Source organism: Corynebacterium minutissimum (assembly GCF_016889765.1).
Taxonomy (GTDB): Bacteria; Actinomycetota; Actinomycetes; order Mycobacteriales; family Mycobacteriaceae; genus Corynebacterium; species Corynebacterium minutissimum_B.
In genome coordinates, this window is sequence record NZ_CP069533.1 from 2630419 (window position 1) to 2651789 (window position 21371).

Annotated in this window: 21 protein-coding genes; 16 read left to right on the plus strand and 5 right to left on the minus strand. The window is 59.7% G+C overall.

Annotated elements, in window-relative coordinates; genetic code table 11:
- The 5 genes from I6J26_RS12425 to I6J26_RS12445 all read left to right on the plus strand — a co-directional run bounded on the left by I6J26_RS12425 (position 1) and on the right by I6J26_RS12445 (position 4851).
- The gene (locus I6J26_RS12425) at positions 1-2097 is read left to right on the plus strand and encodes an ATP-dependent DNA helicase RecG (RefSeq protein WP_115021950.1); all 2097 of its coding nucleotides are present in this window, start codon (positions 1-3) and stop codon (positions 2095-2097) included.
- A gap of 62 nt (positions 2098-2159) precedes the next feature.
- A complete protein-coding gene (rsmD, locus tag I6J26_RS12430; RefSeq protein ID WP_115021952.1) occupies positions 2160-2729 on the plus strand; it encodes a 16S rRNA (guanine(966)-N(2))-methyltransferase RsmD in 570 nt (189 codons plus the stop codon).
- A 5-nt stretch (positions 2730-2734) separates the two neighbouring features.
- The gene (gene coaD / locus I6J26_RS12435) at positions 2735-3220 is read left to right on the plus strand and encodes a pantetheine-phosphate adenylyltransferase (RefSeq protein WP_115021954.1); all 486 of its coding nucleotides are present in this window, start codon (positions 2735-2737) and stop codon (positions 3218-3220) included.
- Positions 3217-3972, plus strand: a complete 756-nt coding sequence (locus I6J26_RS12440) for a sulfite exporter TauE/SafE family protein (protein WP_115021956.1) — start codon at positions 3217-3219, stop codon at positions 3970-3972. The genes coaD and I6J26_RS12440 overlap by 4 nt, the downstream gene beginning before the upstream one ends.
- Before the next feature lie 24 nt (positions 3973-3996).
- The gene (locus I6J26_RS12445) at positions 3997-4851 is read left to right on the plus strand and encodes a PPK2 family polyphosphate kinase (RefSeq protein WP_115021958.1); all 855 of its coding nucleotides are present in this window, start codon (positions 3997-3999) and stop codon (positions 4849-4851) included.
- Between the two features lie 43 nt (positions 4852-4894).
- Here I6J26_RS12445 and I6J26_RS12450 read toward each other — a convergent pair whose 3' ends face one another.
- The 5 genes from I6J26_RS12450 to I6J26_RS12470 all read right to left on the minus strand — a co-directional run bounded on the left by I6J26_RS12450 (position 4895) and on the right by I6J26_RS12470 (position 8424).
- Positions 4895-5374 carry a hypothetical protein gene (locus I6J26_RS12450; protein WP_239121799.1) on the minus strand — a complete coding sequence of 160 codons (480 nt, stop codon included), beginning with the start codon at positions 5372-5374 and terminating at the stop codon, positions 4895-4897.
- 2 nt (positions 5375-5376) lie between these two features.
- Positions 5377-5970 (minus strand): hypothetical protein, encoded by a 594-nt coding sequence (locus I6J26_RS12455; protein ID WP_115021962.1) that lies wholly within the window; start codon positions 5968-5970, stop codon positions 5377-5379.
- Entirely contained in the window at positions 5967-6482 is a 516-nt protein-coding gene (locus tag I6J26_RS12460) for a YbjN domain-containing protein (protein WP_115021964.1), read from the minus strand. The genes I6J26_RS12455 and I6J26_RS12460 overlap by 4 nt, the downstream gene beginning before the upstream one ends.
- Positions 6475-6990, minus strand: a complete 516-nt coding sequence (locus I6J26_RS12465; RefSeq protein ID WP_115021966.1) for a YbjN domain-containing protein — start codon at positions 6988-6990, stop codon at positions 6475-6477. The genes I6J26_RS12460 and I6J26_RS12465 overlap by 8 nt, the downstream gene beginning before the upstream one ends.
- 87 nt (positions 6991-7077) lie before the next feature.
- Positions 7078-8424: a TIGR01777 family oxidoreductase gene (locus I6J26_RS12470; protein ID WP_115021968.1), complete on the minus strand. Its 1347-nt coding sequence runs from the start codon at positions 8422-8424 to the stop codon at positions 7078-7080.
- 172 nt (positions 8425-8596) lie between these two features.
- On the opposite strand from I6J26_RS12470, the gene pyrR reads away from it, so the two are divergent.
- The 11 genes from pyrR (at position 8597) to metK (ending at position 21371) form a co-directional block, all read left to right on the plus strand.
- Positions 8597-9193, plus strand: coding sequence for a bifunctional pyr operon transcriptional regulator/uracil phosphoribosyltransferase PyrR (gene pyrR / locus I6J26_RS12475; RefSeq protein ID WP_039675198.1), 597 nt, complete (start codon positions 8597-8599; stop codon positions 9191-9193).
- Entirely contained in the window at positions 9194-10165 is a 972-nt protein-coding gene (locus I6J26_RS12480) for an aspartate carbamoyltransferase catalytic subunit (RefSeq protein WP_070671113.1), read from the plus strand. It begins immediately after the preceding gene.
- 18 nt (positions 10166-10183) lie between these two features.
- Positions 10184-11587 carry a dihydroorotase gene (locus tag I6J26_RS12485; protein WP_115021970.1) on the plus strand — a complete coding sequence of 468 codons (1404 nt, stop codon included), beginning with the start codon at positions 10184-10186 and terminating at the stop codon, positions 11585-11587.
- A 128-nt stretch (positions 11588-11715) separates the two neighbouring features.
- Positions 11716-12861: a glutamine-hydrolyzing carbamoyl-phosphate synthase small subunit gene (gene carA, locus I6J26_RS12490; RefSeq protein WP_115024313.1), complete on the plus strand. Its 1146-nt coding sequence runs from the start codon at positions 11716-11718 to the stop codon at positions 12859-12861.
- A 30-nt stretch (positions 12862-12891) separates the two neighbouring features.
- A complete protein-coding gene (gene carB / locus I6J26_RS12495) occupies positions 12892-16233 on the plus strand; it encodes a carbamoyl-phosphate synthase large subunit (RefSeq protein WP_115021972.1) in 3342 nt (1113 codons plus the stop codon).
- Entirely contained in the window at positions 16217-17077 is an 861-nt protein-coding gene (pyrF, locus tag I6J26_RS12500; RefSeq protein ID WP_115021974.1) for an orotidine-5'-phosphate decarboxylase, read from the plus strand. The genes carB and pyrF overlap by 17 nt, the downstream gene beginning before the upstream one ends.
- 259 nt (positions 17078-17336) lie before the next feature.
- Positions 17337-17657 carry an integration host factor, actinobacterial type gene (gene mihF, locus I6J26_RS12505; RefSeq protein ID WP_039675208.1) on the plus strand — a complete coding sequence of 107 codons (321 nt, stop codon included), beginning with the start codon at positions 17337-17339 and terminating at the stop codon, positions 17655-17657.
- A gap of 8 nt (positions 17658-17665) precedes the next feature.
- Complete coding sequence (gene gmk / locus I6J26_RS12510) at positions 17666-18235, plus strand: guanylate kinase (RefSeq protein WP_070671123.1); 570 nt, start codon at positions 17666-17668, stop codon at positions 18233-18235.
- A 38-nt stretch (positions 18236-18273) separates the two neighbouring features.
- Positions 18274-18576, plus strand: a complete 303-nt coding sequence (gene rpoZ, locus I6J26_RS12515) for a DNA-directed RNA polymerase subunit omega (RefSeq protein ID WP_039675212.1) — start codon at positions 18274-18276, stop codon at positions 18574-18576.
- 197 nt (positions 18577-18773) lie between these two features.
- Entirely contained in the window at positions 18774-20015 is a 1242-nt protein-coding gene (gene coaBC, locus I6J26_RS12520; protein WP_115021976.1) for a bifunctional phosphopantothenoylcysteine decarboxylase/phosphopantothenate--cysteine ligase CoaBC, read from the plus strand.
- A gap of 132 nt (positions 20016-20147) precedes the next feature.
- A complete protein-coding gene (metK, locus tag I6J26_RS12525) occupies positions 20148-21371 on the plus strand; it encodes a methionine adenosyltransferase (protein ID WP_115021977.1) in 1224 nt (407 codons plus the stop codon).

Here is a 21371-nt window from a genome sequence, read left to right on the forward strand (position 1 = left end):
GTGCTGGGGTGGCAGGATGACCGCAAACTCACTGACGTACTAGAGAAGAAGGATGCGGCGGCGCTTAAAAAAGCCTTCGGCTACACCAGCTGCGGTGAGTTGCTCAGTCACTACCCGCGCGACTACATCCGCCACAACAAAGAGGTCGGCCTGGGTGGTGCCGAGGAAGGTGATCAAGTCACCATCACCGGCGTTATCCAGGACGTTCGCACTCGCCACACCTCCAAGACCGTCGTCTTTACCTTGTACATGGATAGCGGGATCCAGGCGGCGTTTTTTAACGCCTACTATGTCCAGCGCATTCTCCGCAGCGGCATGCGCATTATGCTCTCCGGCAAGTTGAAGTATTTCCGCGGTATACCAAGCCTTCAGCACCCGGATTTTCTCATTTTGGATCCTGGCAGCCTCCACGACTCGATGTGGGATAAGGCTGCCGGAAAAGGCAGTGGTTCGCTGAAGAAGCTTGCGCAGTTTGGTTCGCTTGATACCTTCCTGAAGCGCGAGTGGATTCCGGTGTACCCGGCCAGTGGAACGGCAACGTCGTGGTATGTCATGGGCGCAATCCACAAAGTACTGGAGCAGACTCCGCCGATTCCAGAACCATTGGATTACCGCATGATGGTGACCTTGGATCAGGCAGTACGCGAGATTCACGAACCTGGACCGACTGGGCCGGAACGTGCAATTCAGCGCCTCAAATACAATGAGGCTCTGTCCATTGGCCTTGTGATGGCGCTGCGCCAACGCGATGTCAAAGCGCGTACTGCCACCCCGATGCCCGCCATTATTGATGGCTACCGTGATGAGCTGCTGTCGGAGCTTCCATTCCAGCTGACGGATGGGCAACGCCGCGTGATAGGAGAGATCGATGCCGATCTTTCCGGCACCGTCCCGATGATGCGCCTGCTGCAAGGCGAGGTCGGATCAGGCAAGACGCTCGTTGCCACGTGCGCGATGCTGCAGGCGGTGGATGCTGGAAAACAGGCAGCGCTGTTGGCCCCGACGGAGGTGCTGGCGGTGCAGCATGGGACGTCGATAAGCGCCAGCGTTCCCGAAGGGGTAACCGTTACTGTGCTGACCGGGTCGATGAAGACTGCGGAGAAGCGCCAGGCTCTGTTGGAGATTGTGTCGGGCGAGGCTGACATCGTCATTGGTACGCACGCCATCATTCAAGACACCGTCGAGTTTTTCGATCTAGGCCTGGTTATTGTGGACGAACAGCACCGATTTGGCGTGGAGCAGCGCGATAGCTTGCGCACAAAGACCAGGGAAGGCACGAGCCCCCACCTGCTGGTGATGACGGCTACACCTATTCCCCGCACGATTGCTATGACCGTCTTTGGCGACTTGGCAGTCTCCACGCTCAAGGAGCTGCCCGGTGGACGCAAACCTATTCTGTCTGCGGTCGTTCCCGAATGGAAACCCGAGTGGGTTCGTCGTGCCATAGAGCGCATCCGTGAAGAGGTAGAAAAAGGCCACCAGGCCTATATCGTGTGCCCACGCATCGAAGGTGATGGCGGGGTCGAGCAGCTGTCCGTGCAGCTGCGTAACCTGCCCTTCCGTGGGCTGAGTGTTGAAATGCTCCACGGCAAGATGCCAGATAAGGACGAGGTCATGGCGAGCTTTGCACGCGGCGACATCGATATTCTTGTGTCCACGACCGTCATTGAGGTCGGCGTTGACGTTCCCAACGCTACGGTCATGCTGATTCGTGAGTCAGAAAACTTCGGTGTTTCCCAGCTTCACCAGCTGCGCGGCCGCGTGGGGCGTGGCGGCAATGCATCAGTCTGCCTGCTGCACACCACCGCTTTGCCAGACTCAAAGTCCTATCGGCGTGTGGCGGCTATCGCAGATACGCCATCTGGTTTCGATCTAGCCGAGCTCGACCTCAAGCAGCGCCATGAAGGAGACATCCTGGGCACGTTGCAATCTGGAACCAAGCGCACGCTTAAGTTGCTGGACTTGAGCAACGATCGTGAGATTGTCGAGCGCACCCACGCCGACGCCGCCTCGATGGTTGAGCGTAACCCGGAACTGGCAGAAGAACTGACGCACAACCTCACCGCAGACGAGCAAGACTTCCTAGAGAAGAACTAAACCGAGCCGGACTTGAGGGGAGACGTCTCGCCACTGGGCCCAAGGGCGATAGGGTAGAAGCTATGACGAGAATCATCGCTGGGGAAGCCCGCGGACGCAGCATCAAGGTTCCCGAATCTGGGACGAGGCCGACGTCCGACCGTGCCCGTGAGGGCCTCTTTTCTTCATTAGACGTGCGCTGGGGGTTCACCGATTCCCGCGTGCTTGACTTGTTTGCCGGTTCCGGTGCGCTGGGGTTGGAGGCGGCGAGTCGCGGCGCCGAAGAGGTGGTGCTGGTGGAACATAACCCTGCCGCGGTCAAGGTGATTCGCCACAACATTGGCGTGGTCAAGCACCCTCGCGTCGAAGTACGTGAAATGAAAGCCTCGACCTACTTGGCTACCGCACCGCGCGGCTACTTCGACATCGTCCTTGCGGATCCTCCCTACGAGTTCGACGACGTTGATGGCTTGCTCGAAGCCATTGAACCTGTGCTGGATGACGATGCGATTGTGGTGATCGAACGCCACGTCGATACACCCCAGACGGAGTGGCCCGAAGGGTTTGAACCCACCGGACAGAAGCTCAAAAAGCGTACGTTTGGTATCGCGCGCTTTGACATGGCCATTTATCACCGAAGCGAGGAGAACTAAGCACTATGCCAACCCACGCAGTCTGCCCTGGTTCCTTTGACCCCATCACACTAGGACACGTTGACGTGTTCAAGCGCGCGGCTGACCTCTTTGACAAGGTCACCGTGCTCGTCACCGCGAACCCGAATAAACCTTCTGGCTTGTTCACCGTGGAGGAACGCGTGGACCTCATCCGCCACACAGTCTCACCGGAAATTGAGGTGGATTGGTGGGGAGGCCTGCTCGTGGACTACACCAGCGCTCATGGAGTCGATACCCTCGTCAAAGGCCTGCGCTCCTCACTGGACTACGAGTATGAGCTGCCGATGGCGCAGATGAACCGCCGCTTGTCCGGGATTGATACCGTCTTCCTTCTCACGGACGAGAAATACGGCTACATTTCCTCCTCTTTGTGCAAGCAGGTGGCGAAATACGGCGGCGATGTGACGGGCATGTTCCCTGAGCACGTGGCTAAAGCCGTGATGGAGCGCTACCGGGATCAGCAGCAGTGACCGTACTGGTCATCCCCCTCGCTATCCTTCTCATCGTCGCTGTGGGCTCGTGCTTACAGCGCGTGTCCGGCATGGGGTTGGGGCTTATTGGTGGCCCCATTTTGACCCTTATGTTGGGGCCGGTGGAAGGCATCATGGTCACCAACGTGCTGGCCTGCCTTAATGCGGTCCTCACGACGTATTCCATGCGCAAGGACGTCGATTGGGGTAAATGGGCGCGCATCGCCCCTTTCATGGTGTTGGGCTCTATTCCGGCAGCCCTGCTCATTGCGCGGATTGATACAGCCATGCTGCTCGTCCTCGTCGGTGGTGCGCTCCTCACCGCACTGGGCGTGGTGTCCTTTGGCCGGCACTTCGTTCCCGAGCTGCATGGCACGGGTCCGGCGGTGTCCGCCGGAATTCTAGGCGGCTTCACCAATACTCTGGCTGGCGTGGCAGGCCCCGTCATCACCGTTTATGCCCAAGCAGCGCGCTGGCCGCAGGCAGATTATGCAGCTACGCTTCAGCCCTGCTTTTTCGTCGGCGGGCTGTTCTCGGTACTCACGAAGTATTTTCTAGGTGCTGGCGGCTTTGAGGGCTTGCACTGGCTGGTATGGCCCTTCGGCATCATTGGAATGTTTATCGGCATCCAGGTGGGCACGAAGATTGCGGGGCGGGTGTCCCGTGAGTTCGCACGCAAGCTCTCCCTGACCGTGGCGAGCCTTGGCTCCCTGAGCGCGCTGATTCGTGGACTCATGACGCTAGGAGGGTAGGGAGGCTTCTGTAGGCTGGTCGCCATGGCCAAATTCAAGATTGAAGATGCACTCAACTTACGCGCGGGCAAAAACTTCCAGATCGACTCGGTAGATCCCTCGAGCACCCCAGGTTTTGACGGGGATAAAGACGAGCTTGATGCGCGGTTTTCCAAGTACGATGATGAGCTCTACGAGCTGCAAGAACGTCTCTTTGCCAACGGGCGTGCGTACGGTGAGGATGCCCCGGCCGCACTCATCGTCCTGCAAGGCATGGACACCTCCGGTAAAGGTGGTGCCATCCGCCACGTCCTTAACACTTTTGACCCGCAAGGGACGACGACTGTCGGCTTTGGTAAGCCCACCGAGGAAGAACTGGAGCATGACTTCCTCTGGCGCATCCGCAAACATGATCCGAAGCCAGGGCAGATTGTGGCCTTCGACCGCTCGCACTATGAGGACGTGCTTATCCAGCGCGTACATGAGTGGGTAGATGAAGAGGAAGTCGATCGCCGCATTGAGGCTATCCGTGACTATGAGCTGGAACTAACGGCTCAAGGCGTGAAGGTAATCAAGATCTTCCTGCACATCTCCAAGGAGGCTCAGAAGGACAATCTGCTGGAGCGCACGGAGCGCGACGATAAGTTCTGGAAGTACGATCCTTCAGACGTTGAGGAACGCGCATATTGGGACCAGTACATGGAGGCGTACCAGGACGCGATTCAGCGTACTGATGAGAATTACGCCCCCTGGTATGTCATCCCCACTGACAATAAGAAGTATGCCCGCATGGCGCTCAAGTTCCTCATCGTGGATCTCCTGCGCCACCTGCATCTGGAGTGGCCAGCGCCCGACTTCGATCCAGAGGTCGAGCGCGAGCGCATTGAGAACGCCGATTAGGCACGGTTTCTCTGCGCTGCCGATTTATTAACCTGACAGCAGTTTAGTCGTCACTGTCTGCGAGTTCGCGGGCAGTGGCGTTAAACGTATCCAGGACGGATAGCAGTGCCTCCTGCGCATTGATGATGGCCACGTTGAGGGCATGGAAAAGCTGGTCCTCGCTGAGACCCGCGGTGGTGACGAAGCAGGCGTCGCCCCGCAGTTCAATGCTGTCTTCATCGACGCCAACGAGCGCACGGCCGTCGAAAGCACCCGAGTTGAACTCGTTGCACAATACATGGAAGAGGGAAACAACGTCTGCGCCAAGCTGAGTGGGCAGAACGCATTCCAGGCGTACAAGGCCTTCCTCGACGGTGATGACCCAATCCAGGTCATTGAGTCGAGCGACAGCGGTGGTGTCATCCTCTGGGTGAGCGGTAGCTGCCATGTCGAGTTGCGCGCCATTGAGCAGGCTGAGGACGCGATCGCGGGTGACCGCCGGCAGGGGAGAGCCAGACAAAATCTCGTAGGGATCAGCACTCACGATTAGTCCTCTGCTTCCTGTTCTTGGGTGTCATTCCACGTCACTGCCTGTGGGAAACGCTCGGCCACGATCTCAAAAATCTCGGCAAAGCTCGCCAGGGAGCTGAGCAAAAAGTGGCCGAGTTGCGCCAGGGACAGGCCTTCGCCCACTGCCATGGCGCGGTTGGCGCACAACTGGACCTCGGCGCCATCTGATGGCTCTTCTGGACCGTCTGCGACGAAGTAGCTCAACGTTGGCGCAACGCTGGCCCAGTTGAGCTCAGCGACGGTGGCCGCAACCTCTTCTTCCGCGGACTCGGGAAGGGTACCCTCCCACGTGGCGAAAGCGCTCAAGGTATCGCCTTCCTCATTGAGGTCACAGTGCACTGCAATGTGGGGGATACCAGTCTGGAGCACGCGGTGGAAGGTGGTTCCAGCCTCATCACCGGCATTACTGGCATCGTCATCGAGAGATCGATCGTCGGCCCCATCGGCGTGGATATCCGCAACGCCAGTGGTGCGGGGAGCTTCGAGGATGGCATAGTCGGCGTCGATAAGCTCGCACAGTTGCGCGAGCCTATCGATGCTTACCGGTTCAACAGCGTGGAGGTCGGTCACTGCTCCGCGCCTTCAGGGCTGCTTTCAGGGTTGCCTTCGCCGGCCTGTGCGGCGGATTCGGAACCGAGCTTGGCCATCTCCTCAGCGGCAGCAACCATGGCGTTTTGGGCGTTGATAACGCCATCCACAGAGGCACGCAGAGCAGAAGCTAGCTGCTCGTCATTCATGCCGGCGGCGCAGGGGATATCGGACTCAGTGCGCACCAGCAGCATGCCGTCGAAGTCCGTGATGACCGCGCTGGCACCCATGGCCACCGAGTTAATCTGGTTGGCGGCCAAGAAAAGCCCGGCGTCAGCCTTGGCATACTCGGCGTCGGTCGGCACGTCGCAACGCACAATGGCCACGCTGTCGAGCACAGCGAACATGCACGGCAGGCCGTTGAGGTTGGCGGTGGCGGCGTCGGTGCGGCCGGTGACGGGCTCGAGCTCAATATCGAAGGTCTTCATCGCGGCGATGATGCGGTCGAGGGTGACGTCGGGCAGGGCATGAGGATCCTGAGCCGGCTTAGTCATGGTTGTGCTCCTTCCAGGTCACAAGCTGCGGGTAGTGCTGTTCAATCCACTCGAAGGACTGCAGGATGGCATCCAAGGTGGACATCACGAAGGCGCCCAGCTGATTGCGGGAAGCGCCATGCGTCGTGTCGAGTTCCCGGGCGCCGGACACCGCCAAGGCATTGTCGGGGGCCTCGAAGAAGCGGAACGTCGGCGTGAAGTGGTCCTGGTTCCACGAGTTGATGTGCATGAGCAGGTTCGGTGCCTCGGAGGAAGGTACCGAGCCACGCCAGACGGAGTCCACGATAAGGGAGGAGCCGACGAGCTGGAAAGCAATGGCCGCGTTGGAGAAACCCGTGCGCAGTAGCGTCACGGTGCCTTGATTCTCAGTCTGCTGCTCCTCTATGCGGTACTCCAATCCTTCGGAATCGAAGATTTCCGCAATACGCTCGAGCGTTACGTCCTCCACTGGGGTATCGGGCAGCAGGACGCGCTCCTGCGCGCCGCCCTGGTTAGTAGCGTCAGTCAATTCTTTGTCTCACTCACTTCGCTTGGTTAACAACCACGTTTTTCTTTACGCCCCGACCCTACCGGAGCCAGGTTGGTCGGGTACGTCCTAGGGGGTCTGGACGAGCTCCTCGCCGCCCAGCTCGTGCGCCAGAGCCTGGCTCACCTCGGGATAGCGGAAAACATGGCCCAATTCTTCCAATTTGGCGGGGACTACCTTCTGGTTGGCTAGTGCCAATTCCCGGGCGCCTTCTTTGCCAAGGAGCAGGGTGGGGCCCAGGCTAGGGATAGGAATAACGGTGGGGCGGTGCAGTCTACGACCCAAAGCGTCGACATAGTCGCGATTGTGAACCGGGGTGGGGGAAACAGCATTAATGGGCCCTTCCCACTGCGGGTCGAGGGCGGCGCGAACATACATGTCCTGGAGATCATCCTGGGCCACCCAGCTGTACCAGATGTCCCCCTTGCCAAACGCGCCGCCGAGGCCGGTAGAAAACACCGCACGCAGCAGTGGGAGCATGCCGCCGTTTCCTGCTTGCACAATGCCTGTGCGCATATTCACCAAGCGCTTGCCGGCATCGCGGATTGGTGCGCAGGCGTTTTCCCATGCTTCGACGACATCGGCAAGGAAACCTTCACCGCGCTCAGAGTTCTCGGTAAGTTCTTCATCGCCGCGGTCAGGGCCGTAGAAACCAATGGCGGAGGCGCACACCATGGCGCGCACAGAATCCGTAGTGGCGGCAACGTGTGCGAGCAAGTGGGTTGGTCCGACGCGGGAATCCCGAATAGCTTCCTTGTGAAAGGAGTTGAAGCGCCCGAAGATGGGCTCGCCGGCGAGGTGGATGAGCACGTCGACGCCCTCTAGGAGATCCTTGGCGGGAAGTTGAGGACGCCACAGACGCTCGCCGGCTGCTGGGGTGGAACGAACCAGCGGGATGACGATGTGGCCCAGTGTGCTTAGCTGCGCGGACACTGCCTTTCCCACCGTGCCGTGCGAGCCAGTAAGAGCCACCGTTAACGGGGTGTCATTCAACCCGCCCAGGCGCTGCTTGAAACGGAAATCCTCCACGAGCTGATGCTGGCGGTAGGCAAACATGGACTCAATCACTGCGGTGGGGATGCGGGTATCCACCTTGTCCGTAATGAGCGTGCCCTCGGAGTGGTCCTCAAAGAGGTGCTCGTGGCGCCAATGGGCTACTGCGCGGAACGGCGCGTTGATGCACACGTCTCGGAAGGACTTCTGTGGCTGGTATCCAGCTAAGTCATGGCGCGCAACCCACTTCAGGCCGCCCGGCAGTCCCAACACTGAGGTGCCAGTGGCCAGAGATTGCGCTTGTTGCAGAGGGGTCATGAATCCAAACGGTGCGTTGAGCCTTGTCAGCGCTCCGGGGCGCTCGTGCCATTGCCACACCTCCTCGCGCGGTGCTGGAACAACGTGCTGGGTGGTGAAACTCACTGTGTAAAGACCTGCCTCACGGTGATTGGGGGTAAGAAAGCTCAGCGCGAGCCTTCAAAAGAGCAAGGGAAAAGTGCTATCGTTAGTGCTGGCTTTCAAGCATAGACAGTCTAAGTAACCCTTGTCCGACATCCTTTAAAGACCGCACTGTGAGGCGGGGAAGGAGGTCACGATGAGTGAAACCGACATTCACGCGGAGTCCAATGAGCTATTGAGCTCGTCCGACGTCGCGCGTACCGTCGCACGCATCGCGCACCAGATCATTGAAAAAACTGCGCTTGATTCGAGTGATTCTCCTCGGGTCGTGCTCTTGGGCATTCCCTCTGGTGGCGTGCCGCTAGCACAGCGCCTCGCTGACAAGATTGAGGAATTCTCTGGGGTGGAGGTTCCCTGGGGTTCCCTTGATATCACCTTGTACCGTGATGACCTGTATTCGCGCCCGCATCGCGCGCTCAAGCCCACCACGGTGCCCGATGGCGGCATCAATGGCGCCACCGTCATTCTCGTGGATGATGTGCTCTATTCTGGCCGCACCATTCGCGCTGCGCTCGATGCCCTCGCCGATATTGGCCGTCCCGATATTATTCAGCTCGCCGTCCTCGTGGACCGCGGCCACCGCCAAGTTCCTATCCGCGCGGATTATGTGGGCAAGAACATCCCTACCGCGCGTGACGAGGACGTCACCGTCTACAACGCCGACATCGACGGTCGTGATGCCGTCGTGCTCACTCGCTCTACCGCATCGGCCGAGCCCGGCAAGGAGGACTAAATGAAACACCTCATTAATATCGCTGATTTGAGCGCTGCTGAAATCTTGGCCCTCATGGATGAGGCGGACCGCTTCCGTGAAGCGCTCAACGGCCGCGAGGTCAAGAAGCTTCCGACCCTGCGCGGCCGCACCGTGTTCACTTTGTTCTACGAGAATTCCACGCGCACGCGTTCTTCCTTTGAAACTGCCGGCAAATGGATGTCTGCAGACGTTATTAATCTCTCCGCGTCCAGCTCGTCAGTCAAGAAGGGCGAATCACTCAAGGACACGGGCTTGACGCTGACCGCTATTGGTGCTGATGCGATCATCATCCGTCATCCTTCTTCGGGTGCAGCACAGCAGCTGGCCAGCTGGGTAGCCCCAGGAGGTCAGGGACCGAGTGTTATCAACGCCGGTGACGGGGCACACCAACACCCAACGCAGGCGCTTCTCGACGCCACCACGATGCGCCAACGCCTAGGCCTTGACACCGAACGTTCCGGCTCTGGTACCGGCTTTGAAGGACTGAAGGTCACCATCGTGGGTGACTGCCTGCACTCTCGCGTGGTGCGCTCTAACGTGGATTTGTTGACCACCTTGGGTGCTGACGTCACCTTGGTAGCGCCACCCACATTGCTGCCCTTCGGCGTGGAGAACTGGCCGGTACGGGTATCCCACGATTTCGATGCTGAGGTTCCCACCTCGGATGTGGTCATGATGCTGCGCGTTCAAGCCGAGCGCATGAATGGCGGCTTCTTCCCTTCGCACCGCGAATACGCGACGCTGTATGGCTTGTCCAAGGACCGTGCCGCGGCAATGAAGAAGGACGCCATCATCATGCACCCAGGCCCCATGGTCCGCGGCATGGAAATTAACTACGCCGTCGCAGACTTCGCTAACTCGGCTGTGCTCCAGCAGGTCAACAACGGCGTCCACGTGCGCATGGCTACTTTGTTTACCCTGCTTACTAATGGCGAGAACGCCGGAATCTAGACGAGGAGATACCTAGATATGACTACTTATCCCGACACCGGCGTGCTCTCCGCCCCAGCGGCGGGCACCCTTCTCATCACCAACGTGCGTCCCTACGGTGAGGGCGAGCCCACGGACGTCCTCATCAAAGACGGCGTTATCGCGTCGATCGGTGCTGGGGCCGACGCGGCGGGGGCCACGGGCAATGAGTCCGGCAACACCACCCCAGACCGCACCATTGACGCTGGCGGTAACGTCTTGTTGCCGGGCCTGGTAGACATGCACGTCCACCTGCGTGAGCCTGGTCGCGAGGACACTGAAACCATTGAGACCGGCTCCCGCGCTGCTGCCAAGGGGGGGTTCACAGCAGTATTCACCATGGCGAATACCACTCCCGTGACTGACCAGCCGATTATCGCCGAGTCCGTATGGGCAAAGTCCCAGAAGCTGGGCCTGTGCGATGTCCACCCGGTCGGCTCCATCACCAAGGGCCTCGAAGGCAAGACCCTCACGGAGTTTGGCATGATGGCCCGCTCCGATGCCAAGGTGCGTATGTTCTCCGATGACGGCAAGTGCGTTGAGGACCCGCAGCTTATGCGCCGTGCGTTGGAATACGCCAAGGGCCTCGATGTCCTCTTGGCCCAGCATGCTGAGGATCACCGGATGACTCAAGGGGCCTGCGCCAATGAAGGTGAGGTCGCCGCGCGTTTGGGCCTGCGTGGCTGGCCGCGCGTGGCTGAGGAGTCCATCGTCGCGCGCGACGCACTCCTTGCTCGTGACTACGGCAACCGCATGCACATCTGCCATGCTTCGACGAAGGGAACCGTGGAGCTGCTCAAATGGGCGAAGGAGCAGGATATCCCGCTGACCGCGGAGGTTACTCCGCATCACCTGCTCATGACGGATGACAAACTGGTGTCCTATGACGGTGTCTTTCGTGTCAACCCGCCGCTGCGTGAGGAGAGCGATACCTTAGCGCTACGCCAAGCTTTGCTGGACGGGCTTATCGACGTCGTGGCTACCGACCACGCCCCGCACGGCAGCGAGGATAAGTGCGTGGAGTTTGAAAACGCCAAGCCCGGAATGTTGGGCTTGGAGTCCTCCCTGGCCGTCATCGCCAAGCTTTTTGTTGCCACCGGCTTGGCGGATTGGCGCTTCGTCGCCCGCGTCATGTCCGAGCGCCCGGCCGAAATTACCCGCCTGCCTGGCCACGGTCGCCCCATTGCCGAAGGCGAGCCGGCCAACCTCACCATCGTCGATCCGGAGCACCCGTGGGTCTCTGACTCCACGCGCTTAGCTTCTAAATCCGAGAACAATCCTTACGAGGGCGAGGAATTTGGCGTACGCGTTACGCACACCATCCTGCGCGGAGCGGTGACCTATGATCTCGCCGCAGAGTCTGACGACGCCGCCGAGACACCCGCCGGCACAGCTGCCGAATAATCGGAACAATAGATAAAGACACCACGAGCAACCCACGCTTTCTATTCGAAAGGCCACCACACACCGTGACTTCCACAGAGACTTCTACTGCAACCTCGACCAGTGAGGCGCGTTCCGGCACGAAACCTATTCCAGCCATCCTGGTTTTGGCTGATGGCCGTACCTTCCGCGGCTTCGGCTTCGGTGCTACCGGCACTACCTTGGGAGAGGCCGTGTTTACCACTGCCATGACCGGCTACCAGGAAACGATGACGGATCCGTCTTACCACCGCCAGATTGTGGTGACCGCCGCACCGCAGATTGGTAACACCGGCTGGAATGATGAAGACAACGAGTCCCATGACAACCAGATATGGGTCGCTGGCCTCGTGATACGTGACCTTTCCCGCCGCGTTTCCAACTGGCGCGCGGAGCGATCCCTGCCGGAGGAAATGGAGAAGCAGGGCATCATCGGCATCGGCGGTATCGATACCCGCACTCTGGTCCGCCACCTGCGCAATCACGGCTCTATCAAGGCCGGTATCTTCTCCGGTGAAGCAGCAGAGCGGGACGTCGAGGAGCTGCTCGACGAGGTCAAGAACCAGGCCTCCATGGCGGGGCTTGACCTCTCCGAAGAAGTAACCACCGACAAGCCGTACACGATTGAGGCAGTCGGGGAGAAGCGATTCACCGTCGTGGCCTATGACATGGGTATCAAGACCGCGACGCCGAACAACTTTGCGCAGCGGGGTATCGAGACCATCGTGGTACCTGCAAATACCCCGTTCGAGGAGATCAAGCAGTACAACCCAGATGGCGTCTTCGTTTCCAATGGCCCGGGCGATCCAGCGACCGCAGACGTCATGGTGGGCATCGTCCGCGACATCCTTGCAGCCGAGTACCCGTTCTTTGGTATCTGCTTTGGGAACCAGATCCTCGGACGTGCGCTGGGCATGGACACGTACAAGTTGAAGTTTGGCCACCGCGGCATCAATGTACCGGTGCGCAACCAGCTCACTGGCAAGATCGACATCACCTCCCAGAACCATGGCTTTGCTCTAGCCAGCCCGTCCGGCAAGGAAGACCCCGCCGGCGAGGAGTTCGATACCGACTTCGGTCCGGCAGTGGTTTCCCACACGTGCCTCAACGACAACACCATCGAAGGCGTTGCCCTCAAGAACGGCATGGCTTACTCCGTGCAGTATCACCCCGAATCTGCCGCCGGTCCGCACGATGCGAACCCGCTCTTTGACCAGTTCATCGAGCTCATGGCCGAGAAGTCCCCGAACAAGTAAACCGCAACCAGGAAAAGGAAGAAGAAACTTATGCCAAAGCGCAACGACATCAATCACGTCCTGGTTATCGGCTCCGGTCCGATTGTCATCGGTCAGGCTTGTGAGTTCGACTACTCCGGTACCCAGGCCTGCCGTGTCCTCAAGGAGGAGGGCCTGCGCGTAACGCTGGTTAACTCCAATCCGGCCACCATCATGACGGACCCCGAGTTCGCCGACCACACCTATGTCGAGCCCATCGAGCCAGAATTCATTGAAAAGATCCTCCTCAAAGAAAAGGAGGAAGGCCACCCCATCGACGCTGTTCTGGCAACGCTAGGTGGCCAGACCGCCCTCAACGCCGCGGTCCAGTTGGACCGCCTGGGCATCCTGAAGAAGTACGACATCGAGCTCATCGGTGCCGATATTGACGCGATCGAACGCGGTGAGGACCGTCAGAAATTCAAGGACATCGTCGCCTCCATCGGCGGTGAATCCGCTCGTTCCCGCGTATGCCACACGATGGAGGAGGTCCATGAGACCGTAGCGGAACTCGGACTGCCGGTAGTGGTGCGCCCGTCTTTCACCATGGGTGGCTTGGGTTCCGGTCTTGCATTCAACGAAGAAGACCTCGAACGCATCGCTGGTGGCGGCTTGGCAGCGTCCCCGGAAGCCAACGTTCTTATCGAAGAGTCCATCCTGGGGTGGAAGGAATTCGAGCTAGAGCTCATGCGAGACGGCGACGACAATGTCGTGGTCATCGCTTCCATCGAAAACGTCGACGCGCTTGGCGTTCACACTGGTGACTCCGTGACCGTGGCCCCAGCCCTGACCTTGACGGACCGCGAGTACCAGAAGATGCGTGACCAGGGTATTGCCATTATCCGCGAGGTTGGCGTTGACACCGGCGGCTGCAACATCCAGTTTGCTGTGAACCCGGATGACGGCCGCATCATCACCATTGAGATGAACCCGCGTGTATCCCGTTCCTCTGCGCTGGCCTCCAAGGCCACTGGTTTCCCCATCGCCAAGCTGGCCGCCAAGCTGGCCATCGGCTACACCCTTGATGAGGTTCGCAACGACATTACCGGCGTGACGCCGGCTGCCTTCGAGCCGACGCTGGACTACGTCATTGTCAAGGCCCCGCGCTTTGCCTTTGAGAAATTCCCGGGTGCTGACGACACCTTGACCACGACGATGAAGTCCGTGGGCGAGGCCATGGGCATTGGCCGCAACTACATCTCGGGCCTCAACAAGGTCATGCGCTCCCTGGAGGGCAAGCCTGCCGGATTCTGGACCCAGCCGGACGAGTACTTCGCCGGCGAGCGCGCAACCGATCTTGACGCTGTGCTCAAGGATCTGGAACGCCCGACTGAAGGCCGCATGTACGATATCGAGCTGGCCTTCCGCCTAGGGGCCACCGTGGAACAGCTGTATGAACACTCGAACGTTGACCCCTGGTTCCTCGCGGAGCTTGAGGCACTCGTTCAGTTCCGCACCGAACTCGTTGAGGCACCGGTGCTCGATGCTGAGCTCCTGCGCCGCGCTAAGGTTTTCGGCCTGTCTGATGCCCAGATTGCCGCGCTGCGTCCGGAGTTCGCTGGCGAAGACGGCGTACGTTCCCTGCGCTGGTCCCTGGGTATTCGTCCGGTCTACAAGACGGTCGATACTTGTGCTGGTGAGTTCGAGGCTCAAACCCCGTACCACTACAGCACCTATGAGCTGGATCCCAACGCCGAATCCGAGGTCCGCCCGAGCGCGGACGGTTCCAAGGGAAAGGTCATCATCTTGGGCTCTGGCCCAAACCGCATCGGCCAGGGCATCGAGTTTGACTACTCTTGCGTCCACGCCGCACTGGAGCTCTCCCGTGAGGGCTACGAGACCGTCATGGTCAACTGCAATCCGGAGACGGTTTCTACGGACTATGACACCGCCGATCGCCTCTACTTCGAGCCGCTGACCTTCGAGGACGTCATGGAGGTCTACCACGCAGAAGCCCAGTCCGGAGAGGTTGCCGGTGTCATCGTTCAGCTGGGTGGCCAGACTCCGCTGGGTCTGGCAGAGCGCCTCACCGCTGCCGGTGTCCCGGTCGTCGGTACCTCCGCTGCCGCCATTGACTTGGCAGAAGACCGTGGTGAATTCGGCAAGGTCCTTGCGGAAGCTGAGCTTCCAGCCCCAGCGTTTGGTACCGCAACGTCCTTCGACGAGGCACGCCAGGTTGCCGCAGGTATCGGCTACCCGGTGCTAGTCCGCCCGTCCTACGTCTTGGGCGGCCGCGGAATGGAGATTGTCTACGATGAGGACTCCCTGCGCGACTACATTGAGCGCGCAACTGAAATCACCGCGGATCACCCGGTACTGGTGGACCGCTTCCTCGACAACGCTATTGAGATCGACGTCGATGCACTCTGCGATGGCGAGGAAGTCTACCTTGGCGGCGTGATGGAGCACATTGAGGAAGCCGGTATTCACTCCGGTGACTCGTCGTGTGCACTCCCGCCGATGACGCTCGGCCCGCAGGATATTGACAAGGTGCGTGAGTCCACGCGCCGCCTTGCTCACGGAATCGGCGTCAAGGGACTCATGAACGTTCAGTACGCACTGAAGGACGACACCCTCTACGTCATCGAAGCCAACCCGCGTGCTTCTCGCACGGTGCCGTTCGTGTCTAAGGCTACGGGCGTACCGCTGGCCAAGGCCGCTGCACGCGTCATGCTTGGTGATTCCATTGCACAGCTGCGGGAGGACGGCATTATCCCGACTAATTACGATGGCGGCTCCCTTCCGCTCGAGCACCCGATCGCGGTGAAGGAAGCGGTTCTACCGTTCAACCGTTTCCGTCGTCCAGACGGCCGTTTGCTGGATACTTTGCTGTCGCCTGAGATGAAGTCCACTGGTGAGGTCATGGGTCTGGCCGATAACTTCGGCGCTGCCTACGCCAAGGGCGAGATGGCCGCGTTCGGTGAACTGCCGACCGAAGGAACCGTCTTCGTGTCTGTGGCTAACCGCGATAAGCGCACACTGATTTTCCCGATTCAACGCTTGGCCTACATGGGCTACACCATCGTCGCTACTGACGGTACGGCGCAGATGCTGCGCCGCAATGGTGTGGAGTGCGAGGTAGCTACCAAGGTGTCTGAGGCTGGGGACGGCCAGGAGTCCATCGTTGATGCCATCCTTGGCGGCAAAGTTGATCTCATCCTTAACACGCCAGCTGGCTCCGCCGGCGCTCGCCACGATGGCTACGACATTCGTGCCGCTGCAGTGTCCGTCGGCGTGCCGCTCGTGACCACTGTTCAGGGCGTGACCGCAGCAGTGCAGGGTATCGAGGCCCTGCGTCGAGGCGACCTGAAGGTTCGCGCACTCCAGGAGCTTGAGCATGCCCCAGCCAACTAAATCTACGGTGACCTTCGGCGAGAAAGCCGTTGCCGCTGGCCGCGAGCGTGGACGGCTGTGCGTCGGCATTGACCCGCACCCGCACCTGCTTGAGGCCTGGGGATTGTCTGCTGACGTTGACGGTCTTCGTACCTTCACCATGACCTGTGTGGAAGCCTTCGTGGATACCGCTGCCATGGTGAAACCGCAGGTAGCTTTCTTCGAGCGCTGTGGCTCCCAGGGCTTCGCGGTGCTGGAGGAAGCTTTGGCTGCTTTGCGTGAGGGCGGTTGCCTCAGCCTGGCCGATGCCAAGCGTGGAGATATCGGCTCCACTATGGCTGGTTATGCCGAAGCGTGGCTGGGGGAGGACTCCCCGTTGCGTGCAGATGCGGTGACCGTCTCCCCGTACCTCGGCGTCGGTGCACTCAGCCCGGTCTTCGATGTGGCCGAGCATTCGGGTCGGGGAGTGTTTGTCCTAGCGGCAACGTCCAACCCAGAAGCGAAGGCCCTGCAATCGTTGAGCGTCGAAGGCCGTAGCGTAGCCCAGCGCGTCGTTGATGATCTGGCAGAACGCAACGCAGCGGTGGCCACTCAAGGCGACGGTAATGAGCCGAGCGTCGGTGCTCTGGGCGTCGTTGTAGGAGCAACGCTCGACACTCCGCCAGAGTTAGACCAATTGAACGGTCCGGTTCTTTTGCCGGGCGTGGGTGCTCAGGGAGCTACGCCTGCAGATGTTCGAGCGCTGACCAAGGCAGCGCCGGAGTTAGGCTTTGCCAACGTGTCACGCGCAATTCTTTGGTGCGGCCCGAAGGTCGATGACCTGCGGAAAGCGGTAATAGAGACGGCGGCAGAGTTCCGAGATTAAGTTAACGGCGTGCCCAATTAACGAGCGCGCCGTTTACCTGGTATTTTGTTTAAGGCATGTGCGTTGACGTGCAGGAACCTTTAAAAGAAGGGGACCGGGTTACGTCATCGCGTACAGACCAGTGCTAGGATTGCCAGAAGTCGGTTCGTGGAGGTAGTAAAAGCTATCCCCCGCTGGGGAAATCATGCCCCTGAGGACCGAGATTCTGGTGCCAGCCATCAGAAGAAAATGTTCACACTAATGAAATCGGAGGAAACCCGTGGCCCTTCCCAAGTTGACTGATGAGCAGCGCAAGGAAGCTCTCGCAAAGGCCGCTGAGGCCCGCAAGGCTCGTGCTGAGCTCAAGGCTGCGCTGAAGCGCGGCGAGACCAACCTGCAGGACGTTCTGGAGAAGGCTGAGACCGATGAGATCATCGGCAAGACAAAGGTCTCCGCTCTCCTCGAGGCCCTGCCGAAGGTGGGCAAGGTCAAGGCTAAGGAAATCATGGAGGACCTGGAGATTGCTCAGACCCGCCGCCTGCGTGGTCTGGGTGACCGTCAGCGTCGCGCCCTGCTCGAGCGTTTCGGCTACGGCGAGTAAATAGCGCAATGGCTGACGAAACTGCACGCGGACGCCTGGTTGTTCTGGCCGGGCCGTCTGCAGTGGGTAAGTCCACTGTGGTTTCGCGCCTGCGCGACGATGTCGACAACCTCTACTTCAGCGTCTCTATGACGACGCGCCAACCCCGTCCTGGCGAGACCGACGGGGTTGACTATTTCTTCGTCACCCCGGAGGACTTCCAGGAACGTATCGACGCCGGAGACATGCTCGAATGGGCAGAAATCCACGGCGGCTTGCAGCGTTCCGGCACGCCGGCACAGCCGGTCCAGGAAGCCTTGCAGGCTGGCCGTCCGGTGTTGGTGGAGGTTGATCTTGCAGGCGCCCGCAACGTCAAGGCGGCGATGCCGGAGGCAGAAACCGTGTTTCTTGCCCCACCCTCGTGGGATGTTCTCGTTGAGCGCCTGACCGGGCGGGGAACGGAACCCCAGGATGTCATCGACCGCAGACTGCAGACTGCAGAGACGGAGCTTGCCGCGCAAAAGGAGTTCGACCACGTCGTAGTCAACAATGAACTCGATGAGGCCGTAACTGCTATTAGTGCTATCCTGCGTGGATAGACCAAGATTTTGACCATCTACCAACAGTAAAGGTGCATGTGACCAACGTGACCACACCTGCTAATTCTGAGGCCGTAAAGCCTGAGCCAGTTTTCGATCCGCCAACGGGTATTACTGACCCGCCGATTGATGAGCTGCTGGATAAGGTCTCTTCCAAGTACGCACTGGTGATCTTCGCCGCGAAGCGAGCGCGTCAGATTAACAGCTACTACCAGGAACAAGACGAAGGCGTCTTCGAGTTCGTTGGACCGCTGGTGACCCCGGAGCCGGGTGAGAAGCCGCTGTCCATCGCCCTGCGTGAGATCGAGGCCGGTCTCCTCGACCACGAGGAAGGCAACTAGGCTCTACGCGGGTTAACGCGTCGACTGACTGTGTCTCGTGGCTTCCGGGCCTGCCGGGCCGAGGGGTTCACCGCCGGGCGATTGAACACAGTGAATTGTCTTCGATACCCACCCATGCATCTTGAAGGAAGCATGGGTGGGTTTCCTGCGTCTTGGGTAACATCGTCCGGGTGAAGGACGTACAGGAAACCCCAGACATGACCAGTGCCCACCGTCGCATCCTTGTCGGTGTGGCCGGCGGCATCGCCGCATACAAAGCCTGCCACCTCATTCGTGACTTCAAAGAGCAAGGCGATGATGTTCGCGTCATACCTACTGAATCTGCCCTGAATTTTGTCGGCGCGGCCACCTTCGAGGCTCTATCAGGCAACCCGGTCTCAACTTCTGTGTTTGATGCGGTGGATGAAGTTCAGCATGTGGCTTTGGGCCAGCAAGCAGATGCCGTCGTTATCGCGCCAGCAACGGCGGATCTCATTGCACGGCTAGCCTGTGGCCGTGCGGATGATTTGCTCACTGCATCCGTACTCGTGGCGACATGCCCGGTCATCGTAGTTCCCGCGATGCATACTGAGATGTGGCTGAATCCGGCAACACAAGACAACGTGGCAACGCTGCGCCGCCGTGGGATTACCGTTATGGAACCCGCACACGGACGTCTTACTGGTAAGGACACTGGTGCTGGACGGCTGCCGGAGCCGAACCAGATCGCCGAGTTTGCACGTACCGTCATGGACGGCCATCAGGTTCCTTTCGACTGGCAAGGCTGCAAGGTTGTCGTTTCCGCCGGTGGCACCCAGGAGAATCTGGATCCAGTACGGTTCCTTGGTAACCGTTCATCGGGCCGCCAAGGCTTTGCATTAGCGGAGATTGCCGCTCAGCGCGGGGCTGATGTCACAATCGTTGCGGGAGCTACTGAGGATCTTCCGGTTCCCTCCGGTGCCGACGTAGTACGCGTGACCTCAACACGCGATATGGAGGCTGCCATGAACGAGCATTCCGCAGATGCCGATATCGTCATTATGGCCGCCGCGGTAGCGGACTATCGCCCAGCACACGTGGCCGATTCCAAGATGAAAAAAGGTGCCGCTGACGAGGATTTGGCGCGACTCGAGCTCGTGGAGAACCCAGATATCCTCAAAGGCCTCGTGAAGCGACGCGACAGTGGAGAAATCAACAAAGACGCCGTCATTGTAGGCTTCGCTGCCGAGACCGGCGATGACAACACAAGCGTTCTTGAGTACGCCCAGCAGAAGTTTCACCGGAAGGGCTGCGATGTCCTTATGGCCAATGAAGTGGGCGAAGGCAAGGTCTTTGGACAACCCACTAGCGCGGGGTGGATCCTTCGGCGCAATGCTGAGCCGGTAGTGGTGGAGCACGGCAGCAAACAAGTAGTGGCGGCGCAGATTCTTGATGCAGTGAATGAAATGCTTCCGGTGTAGCGGTCATTCTTGCAGCTGTAGACCGCTTGGTCTACGATGGGCTGGTGTCAACGCGCCGCTACTTCATGCTGGGATCTATGACCAGCCTCTCAACCCATCTCACGGCGCGCGGAACTAGCTTAAGGACAATGTGTGACTGAATCAGCTACCCAGGCAGTACGCCTCTTCACCAGCGAATCCGTGACAGAAGGTCATCCGGATAAGATTTGTGATGCGATCTCGGACGCCATTCTTGACGCCCTACTGGAGGTCGACCCCGATGCCCACGTCGCCGTCGAAACGATGGTGACCACGGGCCAGGTCCATGTCGTGGGCGAGGTCCGCACCTCCGGCTATGTCGAAATCCCTCAGATTGTTCGCAAGACTCTCGTGGACATCGGATTCACCTCGTCTGATGTGGGCTTCGATGGCCGTACCTGCGGCGTCAACGTCGCCATCGGTGAGCAGTCTCAGGAGATCGGCGCCGGTGTGGATGCCTCCACCGAAGTTCGTTCCGGTGACTATGAGGATGATGACCAGTACGGTGCCGGCGATCAAGGCCTCATGTTCGGCTATGCCACTAACGAGACGCCTGAGTTTATGCCGCTGCCGATTTCCACGGCTCACCGCCTATCCCGCCGTCTGACCCAGGTGCGTAAGGAAGGAATTATTCCCTCCCTGCGTCCCGATGGCAAAACTCAGGTGACCTTTGCCTACGACGAGGACGATGTACCGACCCGTCTGGAAACTATTGTGATCTCTACCCAACACGATCCGGACGTTACGCAGGAATGGCTCACTGAACAGCTGCGTACGCACGTGGTGGAATGGGTTATCGATGATGCCGAGTTGGGCAAGTACTACACCGATGACACCGAACTGCTCATCAACCCGTCTGGTTCCTTCATCTTGGGTGGGCCCATGGGTGATGCCGGTCTGACCGGCCGCAAGATTATCGTCGATACCTATGGCGGCATGGCCCGCCACGGCGGCGGCGCGTTCTCCGGCAAGGACCCAAGCAAGGTGGACCGTTCTGCTGCCTACGCAATGCGCTGGGTGGCTAAGAACATCGTGGCTGCCGGTCTTGCTGACCGCGCCGAAGTTCAGGTGGCCTATGCCATCGGTCGTGCGAAGCCGGTAGGCCTGTACGTCGAGACTTTTGGCACTGCTAAGAACGGGTTGACCGACGGAGCCATTCAGGCCGCTGTCAACAAGGTCTTTGACCTTCGACCGGCTGTCATCATCCGCGATTTGGACCTGCTGCGCCCGCTCTACAGTGCGACTGCCGCCTACGGCCACTTCGGCCGAACCGACGTCGACCTGCCGTGGGAGGACACCTCCCGCGCTGAAGATCTACGCCGCGCTGCCGGCCTGTAG

What these genes read in the sequence shown, in the direction of transcription:
- coaD (WP_115021954.1), top strand. Translation starts at nt 2,735, where the DNA reads ATGCCAACCCACGCAGTCTGCCCTGGTTCCTTTGACCCCATCACACTA.
- I6J26_RS12460 (WP_115021964.1), bottom strand. Translation starts at nt 6,482, where the DNA reads ATGACTAAGCCGGCTCAGGATCCTCATGCCCTGCCCGACGTCACCCTC.
- pyrR (WP_039675198.1), top strand. Translation starts at nt 8,597, where the DNA reads ATGAGTGAAACCGACATTCACGCGGAGTCCAATGAGCTATTGAGCTCG.
- coaBC (WP_115021976.1), top strand. Translation starts at nt 18,774, where the DNA reads ATGACCAGTGCCCACCGTCGCATCCTTGTCGGTGTGGCCGGCGGCATC.
- rsmD (WP_115021952.1), top strand. Translation starts at nt 2,160, where the DNA reads ATGACGAGAATCATCGCTGGGGAAGCCCGCGGACGCAGCATCAAGGTT.
- pyrF (WP_115021974.1), top strand. Translation starts at nt 16,217, where the DNA reads ATGCCCCAGCCAACTAAATCTACGGTGACCTTCGGCGAGAAAGCCGTT.
- I6J26_RS12485 (WP_115021970.1), top strand. Translation starts at nt 10,184, where the DNA reads ATGACTACTTATCCCGACACCGGCGTGCTCTCCGCCCCAGCGGCGGGC.
- I6J26_RS12480 (WP_070671113.1), top strand. Translation starts at nt 9,194, where the DNA reads ATGAAACACCTCATTAATATCGCTGATTTGAGCGCTGCTGAAATCTTG.
- I6J26_RS12445 (WP_115021958.1), top strand. Translation starts at nt 3,997, where the DNA reads ATGGCCAAATTCAAGATTGAAGATGCACTCAACTTACGCGCGGGCAAA.
- carB (WP_115021972.1), top strand. Translation starts at nt 12,892, where the DNA reads ATGCCAAAGCGCAACGACATCAATCACGTCCTGGTTATCGGCTCCGGT.
- gmk (WP_070671123.1), top strand. Translation starts at nt 17,666, where the DNA reads ATGGCTGACGAAACTGCACGCGGACGCCTGGTTGTTCTGGCCGGGCCG.